This window comes from Pseudoalteromonas sp. Z9A6 (assembly GCF_011378805.1).
In the GTDB taxonomy this organism is placed as follows: Bacteria; Pseudomonadota; Gammaproteobacteria; order Enterobacterales; family Alteromonadaceae; genus Pseudoalteromonas; species Pseudoalteromonas distincta.
Genome location: NZ_WTKZ01000019.1, coordinates 1 through 19,882, shown reverse-complemented (window position 1 = coordinate 19,882; position 19,882 = coordinate 1). Strand labels below are relative to the sequence as shown.

Genomic DNA, 19,882 nt, shown 5'->3' with positions numbered 1-19,882 from the left:
TTAGCCTCTGCGCCATGTGTGGTATTTTTCAAGCAAGTTAAGCACTTTTTCAGGTGCATGAGCGCGTTTCCACTCACCTGCTGCGTATTTGTTTCCTTCAGCCCAAGTAGGGTAGCTGTGTATAGTACCGAGTATTTTGTTAAGACCTAAGCCGTGTTTCATTGCCAGTACAAACTCAGCAATTAAATCGCCAGCGTGTTCAGATACCACGGTAACGCCCAATATTTTGTCTTTGCCTTTGGGTGTAATCACTTTAATAAAGCCTTTTGTAGCGCTGTCGGTAATTGCACGGTCTAGCTCTTCAAATTCAAAGCGAGTAATTTCGTAATCTATGCCTTTGTCTTTTGCGTCTTGCTCGTTTAAGCCAACACGTGCTACTTCTGGGTCAATAAACGTAGTCCACGGAATAACACGGTAATCTACTTTAAACTTTTTAAGGTGACCAAATAAGCCATTTACCGCTGCGTACCAACCCTGATGAGCTGCCACATGTGTAAATTGGTATGGACCTACAATATCACCCGCTGCAAAAATATTAGGGTACAGTGTTTCTAGGTATTCGTTAGTTACTACTGTGCGGTTTGTTTCAATGCCTAGCTCTTCAAGACCGTAACCTTTAAGGCGTGCACTTCTACCAACGGCACATAATAGCTCGTCGTATTCAATATCTATTTCTTTGTCGTTATGTTTAACAACAATATATTTTTTACCATCGCGAGCTTCACAGCTTAGTGCTTGGTGCGATGTTAAAATATTAACGCCACTTTCGGTTAACGCTTCGTGAGCAAAAGTAGACACTTCAAGATCTTCTTTGATCATGATGCGCTCCGCCATTTCAATTTGCGTAACGCTTGAACCTAAACGTGCAAAGCTTTGTGCTAATTCGCTACCAATTGGACCACCACCAAGTACTACAAGTTTTTTAGGTGCCTCATCTAGCTCTGCAAATTTATTCCACAATGTATCGCTTGTTACATAGCCTGTTTCTTCAATACCAGGTAGTGACGGTACAAACGGGCGTGCGCCAGTGGCAATAACAATAGTACGAGCGGTGAGTGTTTGCGTGCCACCGTCGTTAAGTTTAATTTCTACAGTCCACGGGTCGATTAATTTACCGTAACCTTTTACAACATCTACGCCTAGGTTGGTGTAACGCTCAACGCTGTCGTGCGGTGCTACATCGGCAATAACTTTATGTACACGTGCCATTACTTTTTTGAACGAAAACTGCGGTGTCGCATTTTCTAGGCCGTAGTTTTCACCATGGCGAATTTGTTCTGCAATTTTAGCGCTTTTAATGACTGCTTTACTTGGAACACAACCATAGTTTAAACAGTCACCGCCCATTTCGCCCGCTTCAATAAGGGTTACTTTTGCTTTAACAGCAGCGGCTATATAACTTGTTACCAAACCACCTGCGCCTGCGCCAATAACAATCATGTTACGGTCGAAGCTTTTAGGTTTAGTATAGTTTTTGTATACACGACGTTTTTTAAACACGTTTAAGATCCCTTTAGCAATAAATGGGAATACGCCCAATAAAGCGAATGATAAAATTAAGTCCAACGATAAAATGCCCGATAAACTCTCTATTTGAGCAAGCTGCGTACCTGCATTAACAAATACAAATGTACCGGCTAGCATACCCACTTGGCTTACCCAGTAAAAAGTCCATGACTTGATGGCTGTTACGCCCATTAACAAGTTGATTAAAAAGAACGGAAACACCGGCACTAAACGCAACGTAAATAAGTAAAAGCCGCCTTCTTTTTCAACGCCTGCATCAATGGCTGCTAAACGATCAGGAAATCGCTTTTTAATGGTGTCGCGCAATAAGTAACGTGATACTAAAAAGGCCAATGTAGCACCTATGGTTGATGCAAACGATGCAACCAATAAGCCTTCAACTAAGCCAAATAAAGCACCCGCTGCCAGTGTTAAAATAGCCGCGCCCGGTAAAGACAATGCAGTAACCACCACATACAATAAAAAGAATCCGCCAATTATTAATAGCGGAGATTGCGCTTTATATTGGCTAAACTGATCCATCGAGCCTTTTAAGCCCTCAAGCGTAAGTAGTTGGTGCAAATCAAAATGAAAGAACAGGCCGATGGCGACCGCTGCAATTAATAACAAAAGTATTTTTTTAATCATGTTCTCTCTCTTTCAAACTTGTCTTTAAAAATTATGCGTAAGCGTCAGCTTGGCGTTTATTGGTAATTCAGGAAAAGCCAAGGTTGCACCAAAATAACCGCCTTCAAATACAGGGCGCCAATTTTTTTGATTGGTAACGTTGTTTACATCTAAGCGTAACTTGGTGCTAGGCGTAAAAGCATAGCTAGTATTTACGTTTAATGTGTACTGATCGCGAATATGTACGGTTGCCAAAAAGTCTAATGGGTAACTCTTTGTATATAGACCTGAAAAACCCGTTTGCCATTTCGAATTAATTGAATAATTTCCGTTAAAGCTAAAAGATTGCTCTGGAATGCCTTGAACTTGGCTACTTGAAGGCGCAAATGCGGTAAAACTAGGAGCGCCCACACTGGTGCCTGCAATAATATCAGGGCGTGAGTTGTCAAATGCATCGGCTACTTGGGCAGAATCTTGACTACTTGCAGAATTATCGTAGCGGGCGTCAATGTAGCTATAACCTGCGCTTAACCAGTACGGGTAGGCATCGTAAAATACTTGGCTTTCAAAACCTGTGGTGCGAATACCGGTATTACTGCCATCGCGGTTACGTAAACTACGGCGTTGACTAAATATTGCGCCATCAGCGTACCAATCGCTATTGGTTGGTGCATATTTTAAACCAAATTCAACTAGGGTATTTTCGGTGGCAAAATTTTGTGCACTAATGGTATTGTCGCCACCAAGTGTAGTGCCGCCAGCCATGCTATTTGATGTGGCTTCGTTGTAACTTGCTGCGCCATAAGTGGTGTAATCATCGCTGAGTCGGTAATTAAAACTTACTTGCCCTGAATGCAAAGTGTCGTTAATGCTGTCGCTGGCGGCAATTTGCCCTACAGGTGCTATTGGGTCGTTTGCTTCTACGTCATAAAAATCAACGCGGTAGCCAACACTTGTATGAAACTTATTAGTCCAATCAGAATCTTGCTGAATAGCAAAACCCGTTTGCCATGAGCGCGAATCGGTAGTGTCTGATAAGTTAAAGTCGCCACTGCCGTCGTTATTAATATCGTACTGACCACCCGGCGATACAAATACACCTGGGCGAAGTTCAACAAAGCGTGCTTGTTGTGCATCAGTTAAAGGAATGCGGCGATTTGAAATTGGGCCAGTTAAATCAATAGGTAAGTCGGCTTCTGTTGTAAATTGGCTGTAGCCTAGCACGCGGTTGTAACGCACATCAAAAGCAAAAATTGTTTGCTGTTCGTTGCTCCATTGGTAAGTCAGTTCGGTACGGTTTTGCGCGGTATCGGCACCATCTATAATTTCAACAAAGCTATTTTGTGCAATTTCTTCGCGTTGTAAGTGCTGAAAATACGTAATATTTTTTATAGATGCATTGTTTGAAAGTTCACGCTTATAAATGCTGTGTAGTAAATAAGTAGTGGCTTCGTTTTGATTGTCAGGGTCGGTAAGTACTGTACTACGGTCTATTTTTACTTGCCCAGTAGGTGAAACAATAGAACCTGCCGTTGGAACTGAACTGCCATTGGCTTGCACGCCTTGGCCGGTAATATAAAGGCCATCATCAATTAAGGCTTGAGTAGGGCGGTTAATACCTGCGTTATCGGTAAATTCAACTTGGTATAACTCAAAGTTAATATCCCAGCTGCTCTTGTCATCAGGTAACACCTTAAGTGCTGCAAATAGGCTGTCGCTTTTCGTGCCCGAAAAGTCGTAGTAACTGCCGTTATCAATGTGTTCAGCGCTTACTCTAAAACCTACTTTGTCTTTTACTATAGGTGCACTGTAATCAACTAAAACGCTGTACTGATCCCATCGTCCTGCAGATACCGTTGCTTTGCCTTTACTGTCGTCAGTTGATGCTTTTTTAGAATGTAAGTTTACAAAACCACCGTTGCGTTGGCTTGAGCCAAATAATACCGGTGGCGCGCCTTTTACTACATCTATTTGTTCTATAGAGTTGAACGATAACGGCACGCCAAAGCCATTATTACCTGCTTGGCGGCGTGTACCATCTTGGAAAAGCTCACCTAGTTGCCCACGAATAGTAGGTAAACTTGGTGCCCCAAAACCACTGGCTGAATAGGTATTAGGGCTTACTGCAAGTACATCTTGTAAAGTCGTAATATTGAGTTGTTCTATTAACTCGCTTGAAATTGGTGTTACTGAACGAGCTATATCTCGTAGAGCTAAGTTGTCGCCAAAAGGGCCGTCTACAGTGGCATTTTTAACCGAAAGACCTTGAGATTTAATAACTTGGCTTGCCACCTCAATACGCTCAATTGCGCCTTCTTTTGCTGATTTTGATTCTTCGGCTGCAAAAGCATTAAGTGGTGTATTTAATATGGTGGCTAGGGAAAGTGCTAAATATGCGTGTTTCAAACGTTTTCTCTCTACGGTTAAAATGTTGTTGGCGATAAAGACCGAAAGGATTAAAAATAACTTTCAGTAAAATTTTGATTCTTTTTGTTTTTTAGAACATAACAAAACAGATGCATTACAAAGTTGGTAATTAAGTACTATTGTTTTATTAGTCGATAAAATATTAATAGGGCGATTGTATTAGAGTGAATGTAAATGTTTGCTTTTAATAGGATTTATTAATTATAGACTACTTTCAACCTGCTAACATTTTAAAAGAGTTAACTTTTATGCAGCATTTTTAAATTACTTAAATAAGCTTCACTTTTAGTACAGCATGGCTTAACTAATGAATTTAATTAAAAATTTTTGAAATAAAAATAACTTATACGGTCTAGCTTACTTCTACGTTTATTAATATTCATTTAAGGAAATTTTATGACAGGTTCAATGAATTCTGATGTGCAAAACCGTTTGCAGTGGTCACTTTTATCTTTGCGTTTAGGCGTGTTTATTGTAATGGTTATGTGGACATTCGATAAGTTTGTTAATCCTGGGCATAGCGCACGTATTTTTGAACATTTTTACGGTATTAGTGGCTCTACAGATATAGTGGCTTACATTATTGGTGCGGTGCAGTTAGTGCTTGTTTTAGCATTTTTAGCAGGTATTAAAAAGCGTATAACGTACGGTATCATTTTTGTAATGCATGGTTTATCTACACTTTCTTCGTACAACCAGTACATAGATGGCTTTAATAACTTATTATTCTTTACTGCATGGCCAATGTGGGCTGCGTGTTTTGCACTTTACTTATTACGCGACCAAGACGTGAAATTTACTGTAAAGTAATAAAGTACATGCAAAAAAATTGGTTATAAGCCATAGGGCTTATAACCAATAAGTACACAGGGAGTGTGTGGAAGTAGGTTTGCATGTTATGCAACTAATGCATTGCGTCGTTGTATTGCTCAGCAAGGCTCTCTTTTTGCCCTTCGGTAAGTGCTTTACCCGCTAATTGAAACACTTCGTGTTCTTCTTCACTTAAATGATGATGTACCAAATGGTGTAGCTTTTTAGCTGCAACTAACCATGCTGACGAGCTCATTTCGGTATCTTCAAGTTGTTCAATTAATTCATCAATTTCGTGATGTTCAGCTACGCTGTGGCGCGCTTTTTCATGAGTTAAGTCATCAAACATAAGTGGGTTATAAAAGTAACGTTCTTCAAATTTTGCGTGATTTTCTAATTCTGTTTTTAGCTCATCCATTAGCGTGTGGCGCTGCTCTGTGTCGCCGTGTGTTTGAATAAGCGCATCTACCAATTCTCGTTGTTTGTCATGGTCATGACGTAGTGCTTCAAAAATATTCATAACTAGTCCTTTTACAATTTATTTGCTTATATCATTAACTAGCAAACTAAATGCCAAATATTAAGTTATTGTATTTTAATAAATTTAATTTAATTTTTTATTCTTTGGCTGCGATCACTGTAAATTTTACAGTGATATGAATGCAATAATTTCAGGCTTTTGCGTAGTTCAATTATAAAAGTGAGTATAAATTCCTACAGAACCTTACAAATATTTACTGGTTGTTTATTTTATTGCAGTGATAAAGTAACAGCGTTATTTAGGTACAACCTATATGTTACTCCCACATATAACATCAATCGGTATAAATGCAGGTAGCACGTTAACTTAATAGGATAGTTTAAGGATGAACATAAAAAGCCCCGTCGCCGCATTACTACTGTGCGCTTTACTGAGTGCATGTAGTACAGCCCCGCGTTCTGACTCTAACTTATGCATTGAAGAGGCTGAAATGGTTGATCGAAATGGCGCTCAAACAAGCTCACAGGTTTACAATCAATGCATTAGCGCACAAATTAAAAAGGATGAAAAAAATAACACTTTTTTTGATGCCATCGGTACGTTCTTTTTTGAATTTTTTGTAATGGTGGTAGAAAAGTAAATAGGCTAACTTGCAGCTGTAATTTAAAGTAAATAAGTTGCGTAAAAATAGGATTATTTATGAAGCAATTATTGATAGCAATTTCACTTTTTTTATTACTAAGCGCTTGTGCGGCGCAGCCTTACGCAGGCTCGGCAAAATGTATGGAACAAGCAGATATTGCATACGAAACCGATACACGTAAAAATGAGACATTAGATAATGAATGCAAAGCTGCAAAAGTAAATACGCCTAATAAAGAGCTTGAGAATCATGGCTTGGTTGATAGAAGCCTTTTACAGCTAATCGTTAGCTTTTTAAATGGCGTATTTTAATAGTAAAAGTATAATTAAATAAGGTATGTATGAGGGAAGAACTAAGAGCAAAAATAATTACTGTGTGCGATAAAAAAATAGCAGCTAAAGGCGAAAATGTAGGGCTTTCTTTTTATGCATTTTTTGCCAATAAAAACGACGACCCAGAGCTACTTATGGAGGCCGCTACTTGGTGGATACACACTCATAAATTAGATCATTTTGTAAAAGCACATAAAATTAAACAGATGGTTTTAGATGGACTTTAGTCAATTAACTGAGCAAGTACTTTTAGCTGTATTTATCTAATCAACAACGATTTGGTTTCTGCCGTTTTCTTTTGCTTTATAAAGTAATTTATCTGCATGCTTAATAAGAACATCTAGTGTGCTTTTTAAAGGGCTACTTACAGAGGCTCCCACACTAAAAGTGATTTTTGTATTACTAGGAAGGTCTTTTATATTACTACAATGCTCGGTAAACCTAGTGGCTAGCTGGTCAAATATATCTCGAATAGCTAGTTCGTCAACCGAATTTAGTGCAAACAACCATTCTTCGCCGCCGTAGCGGCCAAACTGATGATCACCACTTAGTGTTTCTTTTGCAGCCTTTGCAAAGGAAATAAGAACTAAATCTCCAACATCGTGACCAAATTGGTCGTTAACTTTTTTAAAGTAGTCTAAGTCAACAATTGCTATCGTCATTTTACCTTCATCAAGCTTTGCTTCTGCTGCGCGCATTATTCCTCTGCGATTAGGGCTATTTGTTAGATAATCTGTTAATGAAATATCGTGATATTTTTGACGTTGTCGAGCTTGCCGATAAAATAAAAATAATGAAGCAATCACTAAAATAAACGCAATAGCAGCGCTGAGTCGCCAAATTATTTTTTGTTGGTACTCTTCTTTAGCTTGTAGTTCACTAATGTCTTTTTCGTACTCTAGTTGCTGTATTTTTTCTTCTTTTTCTTTTACTTCAAACTGTACCTGTAGTGTTTTTATATTACTTTCACTGGTAGCTTCGTAGTGTTTTTTTGTATAAAGGAGCTTTTGTTCAATTGCTTCAAAAGCCTCGTTAGTGTAGTTAAGGCGTCGCTTTAGCTCATAGCGTTTACTTAAAAAATCGGCTTTATAAATACTGCGGCTGAATTTATCTAAGTTTAAAAATACCTCATCGTTTGCTTCATTTGCTTGATCAAGTAAATCTAGTTTTATATATATGTCAGCTAACAAAATGAGCGATGCGAGTTGCATGTCGTGTACACCTGCAGAACGAGCAAGCTCAATGTTCTCTTTAGTTAAAGTTAAAGCTTTATCGTAGTTTGCTTGTAAGTACTCAATGCTAGCAATTGAGTATTGGGCAAAGGTTAAGCCTTTTTGCATATTAGCTTTTTTAAAATAGAGCAATGCTTTGTCTAGGTATATTAAGGCATCTTTAGGTTTTTTTATCTCGAGCAATATATTGCCTAAACTCCAATATGCTTTTGCAGTAAAAAGCCCGTCTTGTGTTTGCTCATATGCCGCAACCGCTTTTTTTGCATAATATATGGCTTTGTCTTTTTCGTTTAGATAATTATATGCATCGGCTATTTTTCTAAAAAAGTATCCCTGAGATGCTGAGTCGTCATCTTTTAATGCTAATTCTAGCCCCTCTAGTGCAACATTTAGGGTCTTTTTCAATGCGTCTGTATCGGTGTAATAGTAAGCAAGTGCTCGTAAAATAATAATTTTTTCTTTAGATGAATGCTGTTGCAGGCTCTCTTCTAATTTTGTGGCTAGCTTGTGTGCTGGAGCTGGGTTTGCATCCCTCGCTAGAGACTTGAGTTGTGATTCGAGAAATAATAAATATACACTTTTTTGGTTTGGTAACTCTTTGTTCTTTAAGTAATAGGATAAGTGAGTATTTAACGCTGCGTATTTTTCTTGTCTAAAAAGTAACTCCGCATACAAAGCGGCCGCTTCTAAATGAAGCTTTTCCCAATTTTGATCTTTGCTTATTTTAAACGCTTGAGTGAGTTTGTCTCCATTTTGAAGATAGTCTAATTCATTTAGTTTTATGTTATTGATGAGAGTTTGAGTTGTGTCAAAGTCTAGCGCATGTGAAGTTGCATTTAATGAATCGCCGTTAGCAGAGGCAAGTTTACTAAAAAGTAAAAATAAAAGAAGAACAATATACTTTGCCCATAAAGTATTACCTAAAAGCTTTATTTGTGTATTGTTAGCCATGTTAATCCTTTGCTGATTTATTTTTATTATTGAAATACTTATTCACAGTGCTTAATAAACTTGGGTTTGAACAGTTTTTATACTTCTCATTGAAAAAATAAGACCACAAACGATATCAATTTAATTAATAAAAACAAACACATTGTATAATATAGTCGCTGTAGTTATGGGTTTTATTAAAAATCAGCGGCTACTTCAAACTCTAATCGCTCGAGCGTAATAGGGTGAGTAAATGCTAAGTATTCTGCATGTAAATGTAATCGTTCGGCTTTTTGCCCGTAATGTGTGTCGCCTATAATTGGCATGTTTAAACCTAAGCTGTGCGCACAATGCACTCTTAATTGATGAGTTCGCCCTGTTTTAGGGTATAACTGTAATCGGGTAATATTGTTGTTACGCTCTAAAACCTGCCAGGTAGTAAGTGATGGCTTACCGTGTGTGTAACACACCATTTGGCGCGGTTTATCATCAAAGTCGAGCACTAAGGGTAAATCAATTACTCCGCTATCCTCAGCTACGTTACCATTAACTAATGCGACATAACGTTTATCTATGGTGCGTTCAATAAACTGCTTTTGCAGTGCTTTGTGCACGCGTTTATTAAGTGCAATCATCAATAACCCAGAAGTCGACATATCTAATCTGTGTACAATTAGTGGGCCTGATGCCTCTGGAAACTGCGTTTTGATTCGCATATAAACTGAGTCATCAATATTAACGCCAGGCACTGATAAAAACTCAGCGGGCTTATTTACCACAAGTAAGTCGTCATCTTTATAAACAATACTTAAATCTTTACCCTGAGCTGGGTTGATAAGTAGCGGGTTATCTTCAACCATTAAACCCTTTAGCATGTGCCCAAGTATTGGTTGGCATTTACTGTAACAAGAAGGGTAGTAGTTTTTATGCTGCCTAATTGCTGATTTAGGTGCTGCTCCCCACCAAAACTCTGCCATAGCAAGTGGCTTTAAGTCATGTTTATAGGCGTATTGTAATAATTTAGGCGCTGCACAATCGCCAGCACCCGAAGGAGGAGTGTGCTCAGGTAATGCTGCGAATATGGCATTTAAGTCTGTAGTTTCACCATTTGCATTTAAAAATTGGTACTGCGCAAATAACTTTTTTTGTAAGCTTTTAGAAAGCGTTTTACGGCGCTTTTTTAAATGAGCAATTTCATCAGAAATATTGATGTGTGTTTGCTGCAGTGACTCGATTATATTTTGCCAATAGGCTTTAAGTGCCAGCAGTTGCTTTTTTTCTACGATACTTTGCCCTGCAAGCTTATTTTTTAACTGCTCAAAATCACTTTCGCTAAGCTCTAATTCGCCTTCGGTACGTTGTATTTTACGTTGCTGACGACCGGCTTGCATTACTGCCTGTTGGGCTAATAGTGCTTGCTGGTAGCTTTGTGTTGCATCATCAAGTTTGCTATTAACTTCAAGCAGTTGTTCATTATTTTCTAATTGCTCAATTTGAGCATTAATATCGTTAATTATTTTACTTTGAGCCAAATAGGTATCGTCTTGCAGCTGCATACTAGAAACAGGCGGCACAAAGCTAATATTGCCTTTATCACCTTCAATTTGCCCCGAATAAGCGCTTAAAAAGCCTAATTGTTGCTTAGCATTTTGCACCACTAAAACCCCAAACATTTTACCTGCATTTTCTGCTTTTAAATGCGTTAACGTTTCAAGTTGTTGCTGTAATTGTTTTGTGGCTGCTACAGCTAATGGTTGCGGCTCGTAATAAAAAGGGAAAGTAAACTTTTCAGGAAGCGCGAGAGCATCAATATTTTGAGAAAATAATGTAAAGCAAGAAGCAGAATTTGGCATAGAAGTAAGAGAAAAGCATTCAGTAAAATAATTGAGCGCATAATAACATATTCATAGTTAAGCCACTAAAAATCTCGCACCCGCATATTCATAAACACTTTAAAGCGGACATTCATGTTTTATGTATCAGTATGGGGCGCAGCAGACTTAGGCGTTTGTTAGTAAAGTCTCAGTAGTAATATATCTATCATTATCAAAATATTTAAGCTTATCGATTCTCAATAATTGAGCGCATTTCGAAACGACGACTTACCTGATAGATCAGAGACGAAAAATCAATTTACAGAATAACTGAATATTTAGGAGTTCTATATTATGAGTCAAAATATCGCAAGTTTTATCACTAAAACCCTCGAACAAGCTGGCGTAAAACGTATTTGGGGAGTAACTGGCGATTCACTTAACGGCATTAGTGAAAGTCTGCGAAAAATGGAAACAATTGAATGGCTAGGTACGCGACATGAAGAAGTTGCCGCATTTGCAGCTGGTGGCGAAGCCCATTTATCAGGCGAGCTTGCGGTGTGTGCGGGTTCTTGCGGGCCAGGTAACCTTCATTTAATTAATGGCTTATTTGATTGTCAGCGCAATAATGTACCAGTATTAGCAATTGCCGCACATATTCCTTCATCTGAAATTGGCAGTAGTTATTTTCAAGAAACCCATCCGCAAGAATTATTTAAAGAATGCAGTGTGTATTGTGAAATGGTGTCGAGCCCTGAGCAAATGCCGTACCTGCTAGAAACAGCAATGCGACAAGCAATATTAAATAAAGGCGTGAGTGTACTTGTGCTACCTGGCGACATTGCATTAAAAGATATGCCTAATGCTATTAAGCCAAAATGGAACGTGCCAAAACCAGCAACGTATACCCCCGCTTTATCTGATATTGAAGCAATGGCGACTCATCTTAATAAAAGTAAAAAAGTAACCTTATTGTGTGGTGCTGGTTGTAAGGATGCCCACGACGAAATTGTTGCGCTAGCCGAAAAATTACAAGCACCGATAGTGCATGCCATGCGCGGTAAAGAATTTATTGAATACGATAATCCTTACGATGTTGGTATGACCGGATTTATTGGCTTTGCATCGGGCTATCATGCAATGCAAGAAGCCGATACGTTATTAATGATTGGTACTAGTTTTCCTTATCGTGCTTTTTATCCCGAAAATACCACCATATTACAAATTGATAATCAGGCTGCGTCACTCGGGCGACACGTGCAAATTGACTGTGGCGTGTTAGGGGATACTAAAAATTCAGTGACCACACTGCTTGATTATATTAAAGGTGAACGGACAAGTTCGCACTTACAAAAATGTGTTAAAAACTACAAAGAGTCTCGACAAGATCTTGATGAACTTGCCAGTGGCAAAACCTCGCAAAATTTAATTCACCCGCAATACCTAACACGTTTACTCAACGAGCAAGCAGCTGACGATGCTGTTTTTACTTGTGACGTAGGTACGCCAACAGTGTGGGCTGCGCGTTATTTATCAATGAATGGTAAGCGTCGCTTAATTGGCTCGTTTAATCATGGCTCTATGGCAAATGCGATGTCGCAGGCAATGGGGGTTCAATCTGTTGATAGAGATCGCCAAGTAATTGCAATGTGTGGTGATGGTGGCTTTTCGATGTTAATGGGGGATTTAATCTCACTTAAGCAGCTTAATTTACCAATAAAGATTGTTGTTTATAATAATCGCTCACTTAGTTTTGTAGCTATGGAAATGAAAGCCAGTGGGTTTTTATCAAGCGATACCGATTTAGAAAACCCAAGTTTTGCTAACATTGCACAGGCTTGTGGCTTAAAAGGGATTCATGTGGATGACCATGAAAAATTACCATCAGCAATGAACGAGATGATGAACCACTCAGGACCTGTTGTTTTAGAAGTCGATACTGCAAAACAAGAGCTTTCAATGCCACCGCAAATCAAATTAGAGCAAGCAAAAGGCTTTAGTGTTTACATGATGAAGGCGTTAATAAATGGTAAAGGTAACGAGATTGTAGAGCTTGCCAAAACTAACTGGTCACGCTAGTTAGTTACTCCCCTATTGAGTACTTTTGCTCAATAGGGAAGTATAAAGCAATAATGTCCTCTATGATTTGCTTATTGAAAATGTATACCTTTCACGTAATGTAAAAAACGTCTGACATACTTTCTTAAATATTAATAAACCATAGTGCTCTCTTGTAACTTGTTGAACTAAAAGTAAAATAACATGAAGTTTGTATAGAGTAGGTAATAGTAATAACCTATAAGGTCAATTACGTGTTTATAAAAGTAGGTATAGAGCGTTGATTAAAATTGAAGACTTTTCTTTAGCATGGTGCTAGATTAGCTCATCCTATGGTGATTTTTCTAAAGATACACTAAATAAACTTATTCCGTTGAACGAAGATCAAGCAAGAGCATTAATTGCTACTACACCTATTAACTTTCCGGTCGGAGCAAAAAGATTCGACTCCACACAAGGGAGTGAGTTAACACGCCAATGGTTAAAGGGCTTAGTAAATGATTCGCAAACAGTAACAATTTGCTGGGATTAAGAAACAGCGCTTACCCTACCTTGGCTAGTTTTTTGTGATTACTGGGATGATTCTTGCTATCCATCAAGTGATGACATAAATCTGTATTTAACCTGAACTCTGGTTAAGAGATTTACTAAAATATTGAATCATAGTGATATTTAAATTTATTTTCTCTAGCCAGAGATTTTTAGTGGAAAACAAGGCGAATTTACGCGTCAATAGCTGGCCTATTGCAAGTAAATTCAACGCAGTTAGCGCTGAAAATAGCTGCTTGAGATAGATTTATTATCCAGAGTTCAGGTTATTTAGAAAGCGGTGAACTGTTTTTACGTTGGAATCACTATGAGGTTTTTGAGTTTGACTCAAGTGCAATGTAATGAGCTAAAACACTTAGCATTGGCCTCAATTGCTACTTAGTAGTTGTTTTTAGTTTAACGTTTTACTCGCTTTACTCAATTAAAGTAAAGCGAGTGCTTAGTATCACTTACAAACTCTTTTTAGGCGGTAGGGCTACGTTTGCAAATATTAGTCCTGCAACAAGCGACATAAATATTAAAAACGTTTGCTGGCCTATATGCTCTGCGTATATAAAGTCTTGGCCTTCAATGAGTGAGTTTAAGCCAATATAGGTTTTGCTACCTGGTACTAATACAATCAAGCCTTGCATGGCCACAATAGAGGCCGGCGCATTAGCAACGCGGTTAAACAAGTTACTAAAAATACCCACCGACAAAGCACCCACAAACGTACCTAATGTGTAATCAAGGTACATAGCCGAGCCAATACTGGTGCCGTACGCTATAAAGCCTGATGCTATAGACCACACAGCGTGCTTAAGTTTGGTTCTAAAAATAACGATTAAGCTGCTACAAAGTAAAAATATAGCCAGCCATGCTGTCCACTTTGGTAATGGTTCAGGTTGTACAAAGTCAGCTTGCCCAAAGAGTGCAAAGCCAATGCCTATGCCAATAAAACCGCCAAAATAGAGTTTAAATAACAGCATAAACGAGTCCATGACTCGTGCTGTACCCGACACTAAATGCCGCGCTGCAAGCTCTGCTAAGCCAAGCGCAAGTGCTAAACCGGGTATAAATACAATAATGGCTGAAAGTACCACCAAGCGTATGTTTATTTCAGGTGTTATATACACACTTACTGCACACGCAAGTATTGCCGATATTATGGCTACCAATGGCTCAAGCATATGGGCTACGCGTTTTGAGCGCCCAGACCAAAGCACAAACAAATAAACAACTAAAGTAAGAAGCGATGACCAAATAACATCAGTCCAGCTAGTACCCATTAACATTGCAAACGCACCACCAGAAGTTGCAAAGGCAACGCCCGTAACAAGTTTATTGTATGGGTTTGGCATGTCGTAGATAGCATCTAGCTGGGCGTCAACTTCTTGTAAAGTTAGCTTGTCGTCAAGCATTTGGTTTACAAGATCGTCGGTGTCGGCAAGTGAGCCTAAATCGTGATCGCCAGGGTCTACACGCGCAACATGGGTGTACTCGTCTTCGTGGCCATCAGTCCAAATAACAAACGTTACCGAAGTTGGCGACATAACAAACGACGATTTAAGTCCTAAATATGTAGCCACTTCCATTAGGTGGGCTTCTAGGCGGTAAGCAGGCGTACCATACTTGTGAAGCATTTTACCCAATTTAACGATAAATTTGCGTTTTTCTGTAAAGGTTGCAGTTTTCAAATCTTTTTGGACCAAATATTGCGATAACTAAGCTAAAAATATAGACAATACAGCTAAAACTGCCCACGTTTGTTGGGCGCGATTTTAAACACTAATTGGTGTGTGTCTAGTCATTTTTAATCTAATTTTTTATTTTTTTCAGCTATCCATTGCGACATGTATTGAGTGCTGCGCATTGTATGATGTTTGAGCATTTGGCCTGTAAAGTTTTTTTCGCGATGAGCGTTTAAATCACTACTTATTGAATCGACTTTTTGAATTAACGCAGCGCTCAATTGTACTTTATTGTACAGCGTATTAAGGAGCGTGTTGCCATTTTGCTGCGCTTGTTCAAAGTCACTTTGATTGGTGTACATTTCAACAGCAGCATTGGCAAAATCGTCGGCAGTGTTGGCTATTTTACCAGGCCATGGTAAATCGTTATGCATGCCCTCTGCACCAATATTAGTGGTAACGCTGGGTGTTTGCATAATCATGGCTTCAAGCAATTTACCTTTTATGCCTGCACCAAAACGCAGTGGTGCTAAACATACGCGTGCGCTTTGCATTACATCAAACGCATTATCGGCCCAGCCTTTTATTAAAAACCCTGTTTTAGGGTTATTTAGTGCCGTGGCTTTTGGTGGTGGGTAAGAGCCATAAATATGTAGTTCTGCTTTTGGGAGTTGCTTGCGAATAAGTGGCCATATTTTTTGTAAGTAAAGTACAGCATCCCAGTTTGGCGCGTGTCTAAAGTTACCTATGGTCATAAAGTGCTGGCGCTGCTCAAACGTTTTTGTACTTGTAGGTAATGAGCTTAAATCGACCATAAATGGTAAATGGTGTAATAAGCTTGGCTCTATTTTAAATACGCTGTTTAGCAGGCTCATTTCATAACTTGAAATAATTAAGCTTAGGTCGCAGCGTAAAATAGCGGCAATTTCGCGTTTTGCTATGTCTGAGTGTAAATCGCTGGTTGTAAACTCGCGCTCACCTTTAAACGCTTCGTGACGAGCGTTACGCAAACATTGTAAATCTTCGGTATCGAGAATTTTAACGGCATTTGGGCAATGTTTATCGACGCGCCAGCCAAATTGTTCTTCCATCATAAAGCGGTCAAACATGACTATATCTGGGTTATAGGCTTTAACGTATTCGTCAAAGCTGTCGCAGTTTAGTGCAATGCTTTGGCTGGTTATACCAAAGTCGTCAAGGTTTACCATGTGGTCGGTGCGCTGCGCGGGCGTTGCAAATTCAACGTCCCAGTTTTGCGCTCTAAATGCATTTAATAACGACATCATGTGCGTTCCCGCAGCAGACGAATTTGGCTCTGGCCATACGTAGCCAATTACCAGCACTTTTTTCATTGGCTAGAATCTCTAATTTGTAAGTTTACATTTACCAGTGTTTTTACTGGCGGGGCTGTATTTTGTTGTAGCTCTTGCAGTATTAAAAGGCACCGCTTAGCTATATCAGTTGTACTAATAGCTACGGTGGTTAAGTGATTATTTATAACCGCGCTATTAGGAATGTGGTGGCAACTCACTACTTTAATAGAGTGATGAGTTAATGAGTTAATAGCGGCAATAACACCTTGAGCAATAATATCGTTTGCACACACCACTGCGTTTAATGTGGGGTTGTGTTTATATGCTTCTATAAATGCATTTTTAGCGCTAAGGACTGTGTTTACTGCGCAGTCAATGGGTGCTAATGGTGTAATGCTGTGCTGCGCGCATGCGGTATTAAAGCCACTTTGCAGTGCTTGTGAATCACTTAAAGTAAGTTCATTGCCTATAAATGCTATGTTTGTCACGCCTTGTGCGAGTAAATGCATACTGGCTACGTGGCTGGCTTTTTTATAGTCGGGTAATACACACGGAGCTGCGCTAAAGGGCACTTCACTCATTAAGGTAATTACTTTGTGTTGCGCGCTGAGCGCATCAAGCCATTTGGGGCAAGTATTAGCAACGGGGCAAATAAGAAATGCAGCTGCGTTGTATTCTTTTAAGTTTTTAACTGCGTTTGCTTGTAGCTCAAGACTATTATTACAGCTTACAATCATGGCTTGTAAGCCATTGTCGTTTAACAAAAGTTGTAAGCTGGTAGCAAGGTGTGCCATAGCTGGGTTAGTTAAATCATTTATTACTATGGCCACTAAGTTAGAGCGTTTTGAGCGCATAGCAGCGGCATCACGATTATAAACGTACCCTAGCTCATCTATCGCTTTGAGTATTTTTTGTTTACTTTTATTGCCCACTTTATCGCTTTGGGTAAGCACCAACGATACGGTTGATTTTGATACACCAGCACGCTCTGCAACATCAAAAATGGTGACTGATTTGGCTTTGTTATGCATTGTATTTTAAGTACCGCAGTGGTGAATAAATAGCGCTGTAGTTTAGCTTAATCAGCACTATTAAGTCATCTTTTAGAGGTGTTTAACTTACCTTAATACTTTATGAACAAAGCAAAACGTGTTTATATACGCCTATAAGAGTAAAAAATAACAAAAGGATAAAAACATGAGCGCTTTTAGGCTGTTAGTTGCCTTTATTTGTTGTGTGGCATTAGTCCCAACAAGTTACGCCGAGCAGGGCTATCAAACCCCATCACCCGAACTTGCAGCATTGGTTGACGCTAAGTTAGCACCCACTAGTTACTTATCGAGCGATGGCCAGTGGCTAGCGCTTTTTGAAAGCAAACGTGTAGTAACCCTTGATGAACTTGCAAAAGAAGAGCTTAAGCTTGCTGGTATTAAGCTAAACCCCGCTAATTTTTCGCGCTCTCGTGTGAGTGCCAAATTTAGTGCTGTGGAGCTAAAGCATGTTCAAAGCGGGTCGGTTATTAGTATTAATAACTTACCTAATGGCATTATCCGCTCACCTAAATGGTCATCTAATAGTAAATATTTAGCCTTTGTTGTTGAGCAACCAACCCAAGCCAACTTATGGCTTTACAGCGTTGAAACCAAACAAGCAAAAGAGTTAACTAGTGCTGCGTTAAATTCGGTACTAACTGCATCGTCATATAAATGGCTGCTAGATAGCAGCGCCATTGTTGCAAATCTTGCTGTTAATTTTGGTAAACCAAGGCTTGAAAATAACAGCCAAAATGTAGTGCCTGTTATTCAACAAAGTACTGGCGAAAAAGCGCCAGCACGTACTTACCAAAATTTATTAACCAGCCTGTTTGATGAATCACAGTTTAAGTTTTACGGCCAAGGGCAATTGGCTTACATAACGCTTGATGGCAATACTCAAGCAATAGGCAGCCCTTCTTTATTTAAATCGTTTTCGGTATCACCTGATTCTACCAATATTTTAGTTGCCGGTATTAATGAGCCGTTTTCGTATCAAGTGCCTTACAGCCGCTTTGCAAGCACGTGGCAAATATGGGGTATGCGCGGCTATGCATTAGCAGAGCTGGCAAAGCAGCCACTTGCCGATAATATTCCACAAGGTTACGACAGTGTACGCACTGGCCGCCGTGATTTTGAATGGCGAGCCGATCAAGGCGCTGAAGTTATTTGGGCCGAGGCGCAAGATGGCGGCGACATGAAAACCGACGTAGAGCATCATGATTATGTTTTCAGCTTACGTGCACCATTTAAACGCGAGCCTAAATTATTTGCCAAAGTAGAGCGCCGTTATGCGGGAATGGAGTGGGGCAACGAAAACGTAGCCATGCTGACAGACTGGCGCTTTAGCGATCGCCAAGTACGTACTTACATAGTGCAACCACGAAATGCCGACAGAAACCGCGTGCTATTTTCAGAGCGTAGTTACAACGATGCGTATAAAGACCCAGGGAATGCAATTTACGAGCGCAACGATTTAGGCGCAAACGTAATTAAAATTGTAGGCGGGCGTTATATTTACCTGCGCGGTAATGGTGCTTCAGAGCAAGGTAATGTGCCGTTTTTAGATAGGTACGATGTTAAAACAAATAGCAGCAAGCGTTTATGGCAATCACAAGCGCCATACTATGAGCGTGTTCGTTCACTACTTGATGACGAAGGTGAGCGCTTTATTACTATTCGCGAATCTAAAACTGAGCAACCTAACTTTTTTATACGTGATTTAGATAACGACACGTTAACGCAACTAACGACATTTGAGCATCCGTACCCTGCATTTAAAGGCGTAACTAAAGAGCAATTACGTTATAAACGCGACGACGGTGTTGAGCTTTCGGGCACGCTTTATTTACCACCAGGGTACGATAAAACACAAGGCCCGTTACCGGTACTTATGTGGGCTTACCCACTTGAATACAAAGATAAAGCCGTTGCATCGCAAGTACGCGAATCGCCTTATGCATTTACCTATATTGGTTATTGGGGCCCAATGCCTTACCTTGCTAAAGGGATTGCCGTGTTTGACGACCCTAAAATGCCAATAGTGGGTATTGATGGCAGCGAGCCAAACGATAACTTTAGAAAGCAGTTAGTATCAAGTGCGCAAGCAGCTGTTGATGTATTAGTTAAAAAAGGTATTGCCGATAAAAACAAAATTGCCATAGCAGGGCACTCATACGGTGCATTTATGGTGGCTAACTTATTGGCTCATAGCGATTTATTTAAAACAGGTATTGCCCGCAGTGGTGCGTATAACCGCACATTAACGCCGTTTGGTTTTCAAGGAGAAGAGCGTGATTTTTGGCAAGCACAAAGTGTGTACGCTAATATGTCGCCGTTTTTCCATGCTGAAAAAATTAACGAGCCAATGCTAATGATCCACGGTCAAGAAGATCCTAATTCAGGGACCTTCCCAATGCAAAGTGAGCGCATGTACGCAGCCCTAAAAGGTTTAGGTA

The 19,882-nt window shown here is 39.5% G+C and carries 14 protein-coding genes; 6 read left to right on the top strand and 8 right to left on the bottom strand.

From position 1 onward, the window contains the following. Positions 1–2,154: a bifunctional TVP38/TMEM64 family protein/FAD-dependent oxidoreductase gene (locus GQR53_RS09315; RefSeq protein ID WP_165743758.1), complete on the bottom strand. Its 2,154-nt coding sequence runs from the start codon at positions 2,152–2,154 to the stop codon at positions 1–3. A gap of 24 nt (positions 2,155–2,178) precedes the next feature. Continuing rightward, entirely contained in the window at positions 2,179–4,539 is a 2,361-nt protein-coding gene (locus GQR53_RS09310) for a TonB-dependent receptor (protein ID WP_165743757.1), read from the bottom strand. A gap of 417 nt (positions 4,540–4,956) precedes the next feature. Here GQR53_RS09310 and GQR53_RS09305 point away from each other — a divergent pair, with 417 nt between their 5' ends. Further along, positions 4,957–5,370 carry a hypothetical protein gene (locus tag GQR53_RS09305; RefSeq protein ID WP_002960120.1) on the top strand — a complete coding sequence of 138 codons (414 nt, stop codon included), beginning with the start codon at positions 4,957–4,959 and terminating at the stop codon, positions 5,368–5,370. 94 nt (positions 5,371–5,464) lie between these two features. On the opposite strand, the gene GQR53_RS09300 is transcribed toward GQR53_RS09305, so the two are convergent. Beyond that, positions 5,465–5,890: a hemerythrin domain-containing protein gene (locus GQR53_RS09300; protein WP_008134499.1), complete on the bottom strand. Its 426-nt coding sequence runs from the start codon at positions 5,888–5,890 to the stop codon at positions 5,465–5,467. Positions 5,891–6,236: 346 nt separating this feature from the next. Between GQR53_RS09300 and GQR53_RS09295 the strand changes: the two genes are divergently transcribed. Genes GQR53_RS09295 through GQR53_RS09285 form a run of 3 tightly spaced genes read left to right on the top strand, consistent with a single transcriptional unit; the run spans position 6,237 to position 7,053 of the window. Next, entirely contained in the window at positions 6,237–6,491 is a 255-nt protein-coding gene (locus GQR53_RS09295; RefSeq protein ID WP_165743756.1) for a hypothetical protein, read from the top strand. A gap of 59 nt (positions 6,492–6,550) precedes the next feature. Beyond that, positions 6,551–6,805 carry a hypothetical protein gene (locus GQR53_RS09290; RefSeq protein ID WP_165743755.1) on the top strand — a complete coding sequence of 85 codons (255 nt, stop codon included), beginning with the start codon at positions 6,551–6,553 and terminating at the stop codon, positions 6,803–6,805. A gap of 29 nt (positions 6,806–6,834) precedes the next feature. After that, positions 6,835–7,053 carry a DUF6500 family protein gene (locus tag GQR53_RS09285; protein ID WP_007377212.1) on the top strand — a complete coding sequence of 73 codons (219 nt, stop codon included), beginning with the start codon at positions 6,835–6,837 and terminating at the stop codon, positions 7,051–7,053. Between the two features lie 36 nt (positions 7,054–7,089). Here the strand turns inward: GQR53_RS09285 and GQR53_RS09280 are convergent, their stop codons facing one another. Then, positions 7,090–9,009 (bottom strand): GGDEF domain-containing protein, encoded by a 1,920-nt coding sequence (locus tag GQR53_RS09280; protein WP_165743754.1) that lies wholly within the window; start codon positions 9,007–9,009, stop codon positions 7,090–7,092. A 176-nt stretch (positions 9,010–9,185) separates the two neighbouring features. Beyond that, a complete protein-coding gene (locus tag GQR53_RS09275) occupies positions 9,186–10,841 on the bottom strand; it encodes an RluA family pseudouridine synthase (protein ID WP_165743753.1) in 1,656 nt (551 codons plus the stop codon). A gap of 315 nt (positions 10,842–11,156) precedes the next feature. Here GQR53_RS09275 and poxB point away from each other — a divergent pair, with 315 nt between their 5' ends. Next, positions 11,157–12,881 carry a ubiquinone-dependent pyruvate dehydrogenase gene (poxB, locus tag GQR53_RS09270; protein WP_165743752.1) on the top strand — a complete coding sequence of 575 codons (1,725 nt, stop codon included), beginning with the start codon at positions 11,157–11,159 and terminating at the stop codon, positions 12,879–12,881. A 977-nt stretch (positions 12,882–13,858) separates the two neighbouring features. On the opposite strand, the gene GQR53_RS09265 is transcribed toward poxB, so the two are convergent. The 3 genes from GQR53_RS09265 to GQR53_RS09255 form a co-directional block, all read right to left on the bottom strand. Beyond that, positions 13,859–15,085 carry a threonine/serine exporter family protein gene (locus GQR53_RS09265; RefSeq protein ID WP_002960134.1) on the bottom strand — a complete coding sequence of 409 codons (1,227 nt, stop codon included), beginning with the start codon at positions 15,083–15,085 and terminating at the stop codon, positions 13,859–13,861. A gap of 116 nt (positions 15,086–15,201) precedes the next feature. Then, entirely contained in the window at positions 15,202–16,431 is a 1,230-nt protein-coding gene (locus GQR53_RS09260) for a glycosyltransferase (RefSeq protein ID WP_165743751.1), read from the bottom strand. Next, positions 16,428–17,423: a LacI family DNA-binding transcriptional regulator gene (locus GQR53_RS09255; RefSeq protein WP_165743750.1), complete on the bottom strand. Its 996-nt coding sequence runs from the start codon at positions 17,421–17,423 to the stop codon at positions 16,428–16,430. The genes GQR53_RS09260 and GQR53_RS09255 overlap by 4 nt, the downstream gene beginning before the upstream one ends. A 166-nt stretch (positions 17,424–17,589) precedes the next feature. On the opposite strand from GQR53_RS09255, the gene GQR53_RS09250 reads away from it, so the two are divergent. After that, on the top strand, positions 17,590–19,882 hold a 2,293-nt coding region (locus GQR53_RS09250; protein ID WP_165743749.1), incomplete at its 3' end, for a prolyl oligopeptidase family serine peptidase.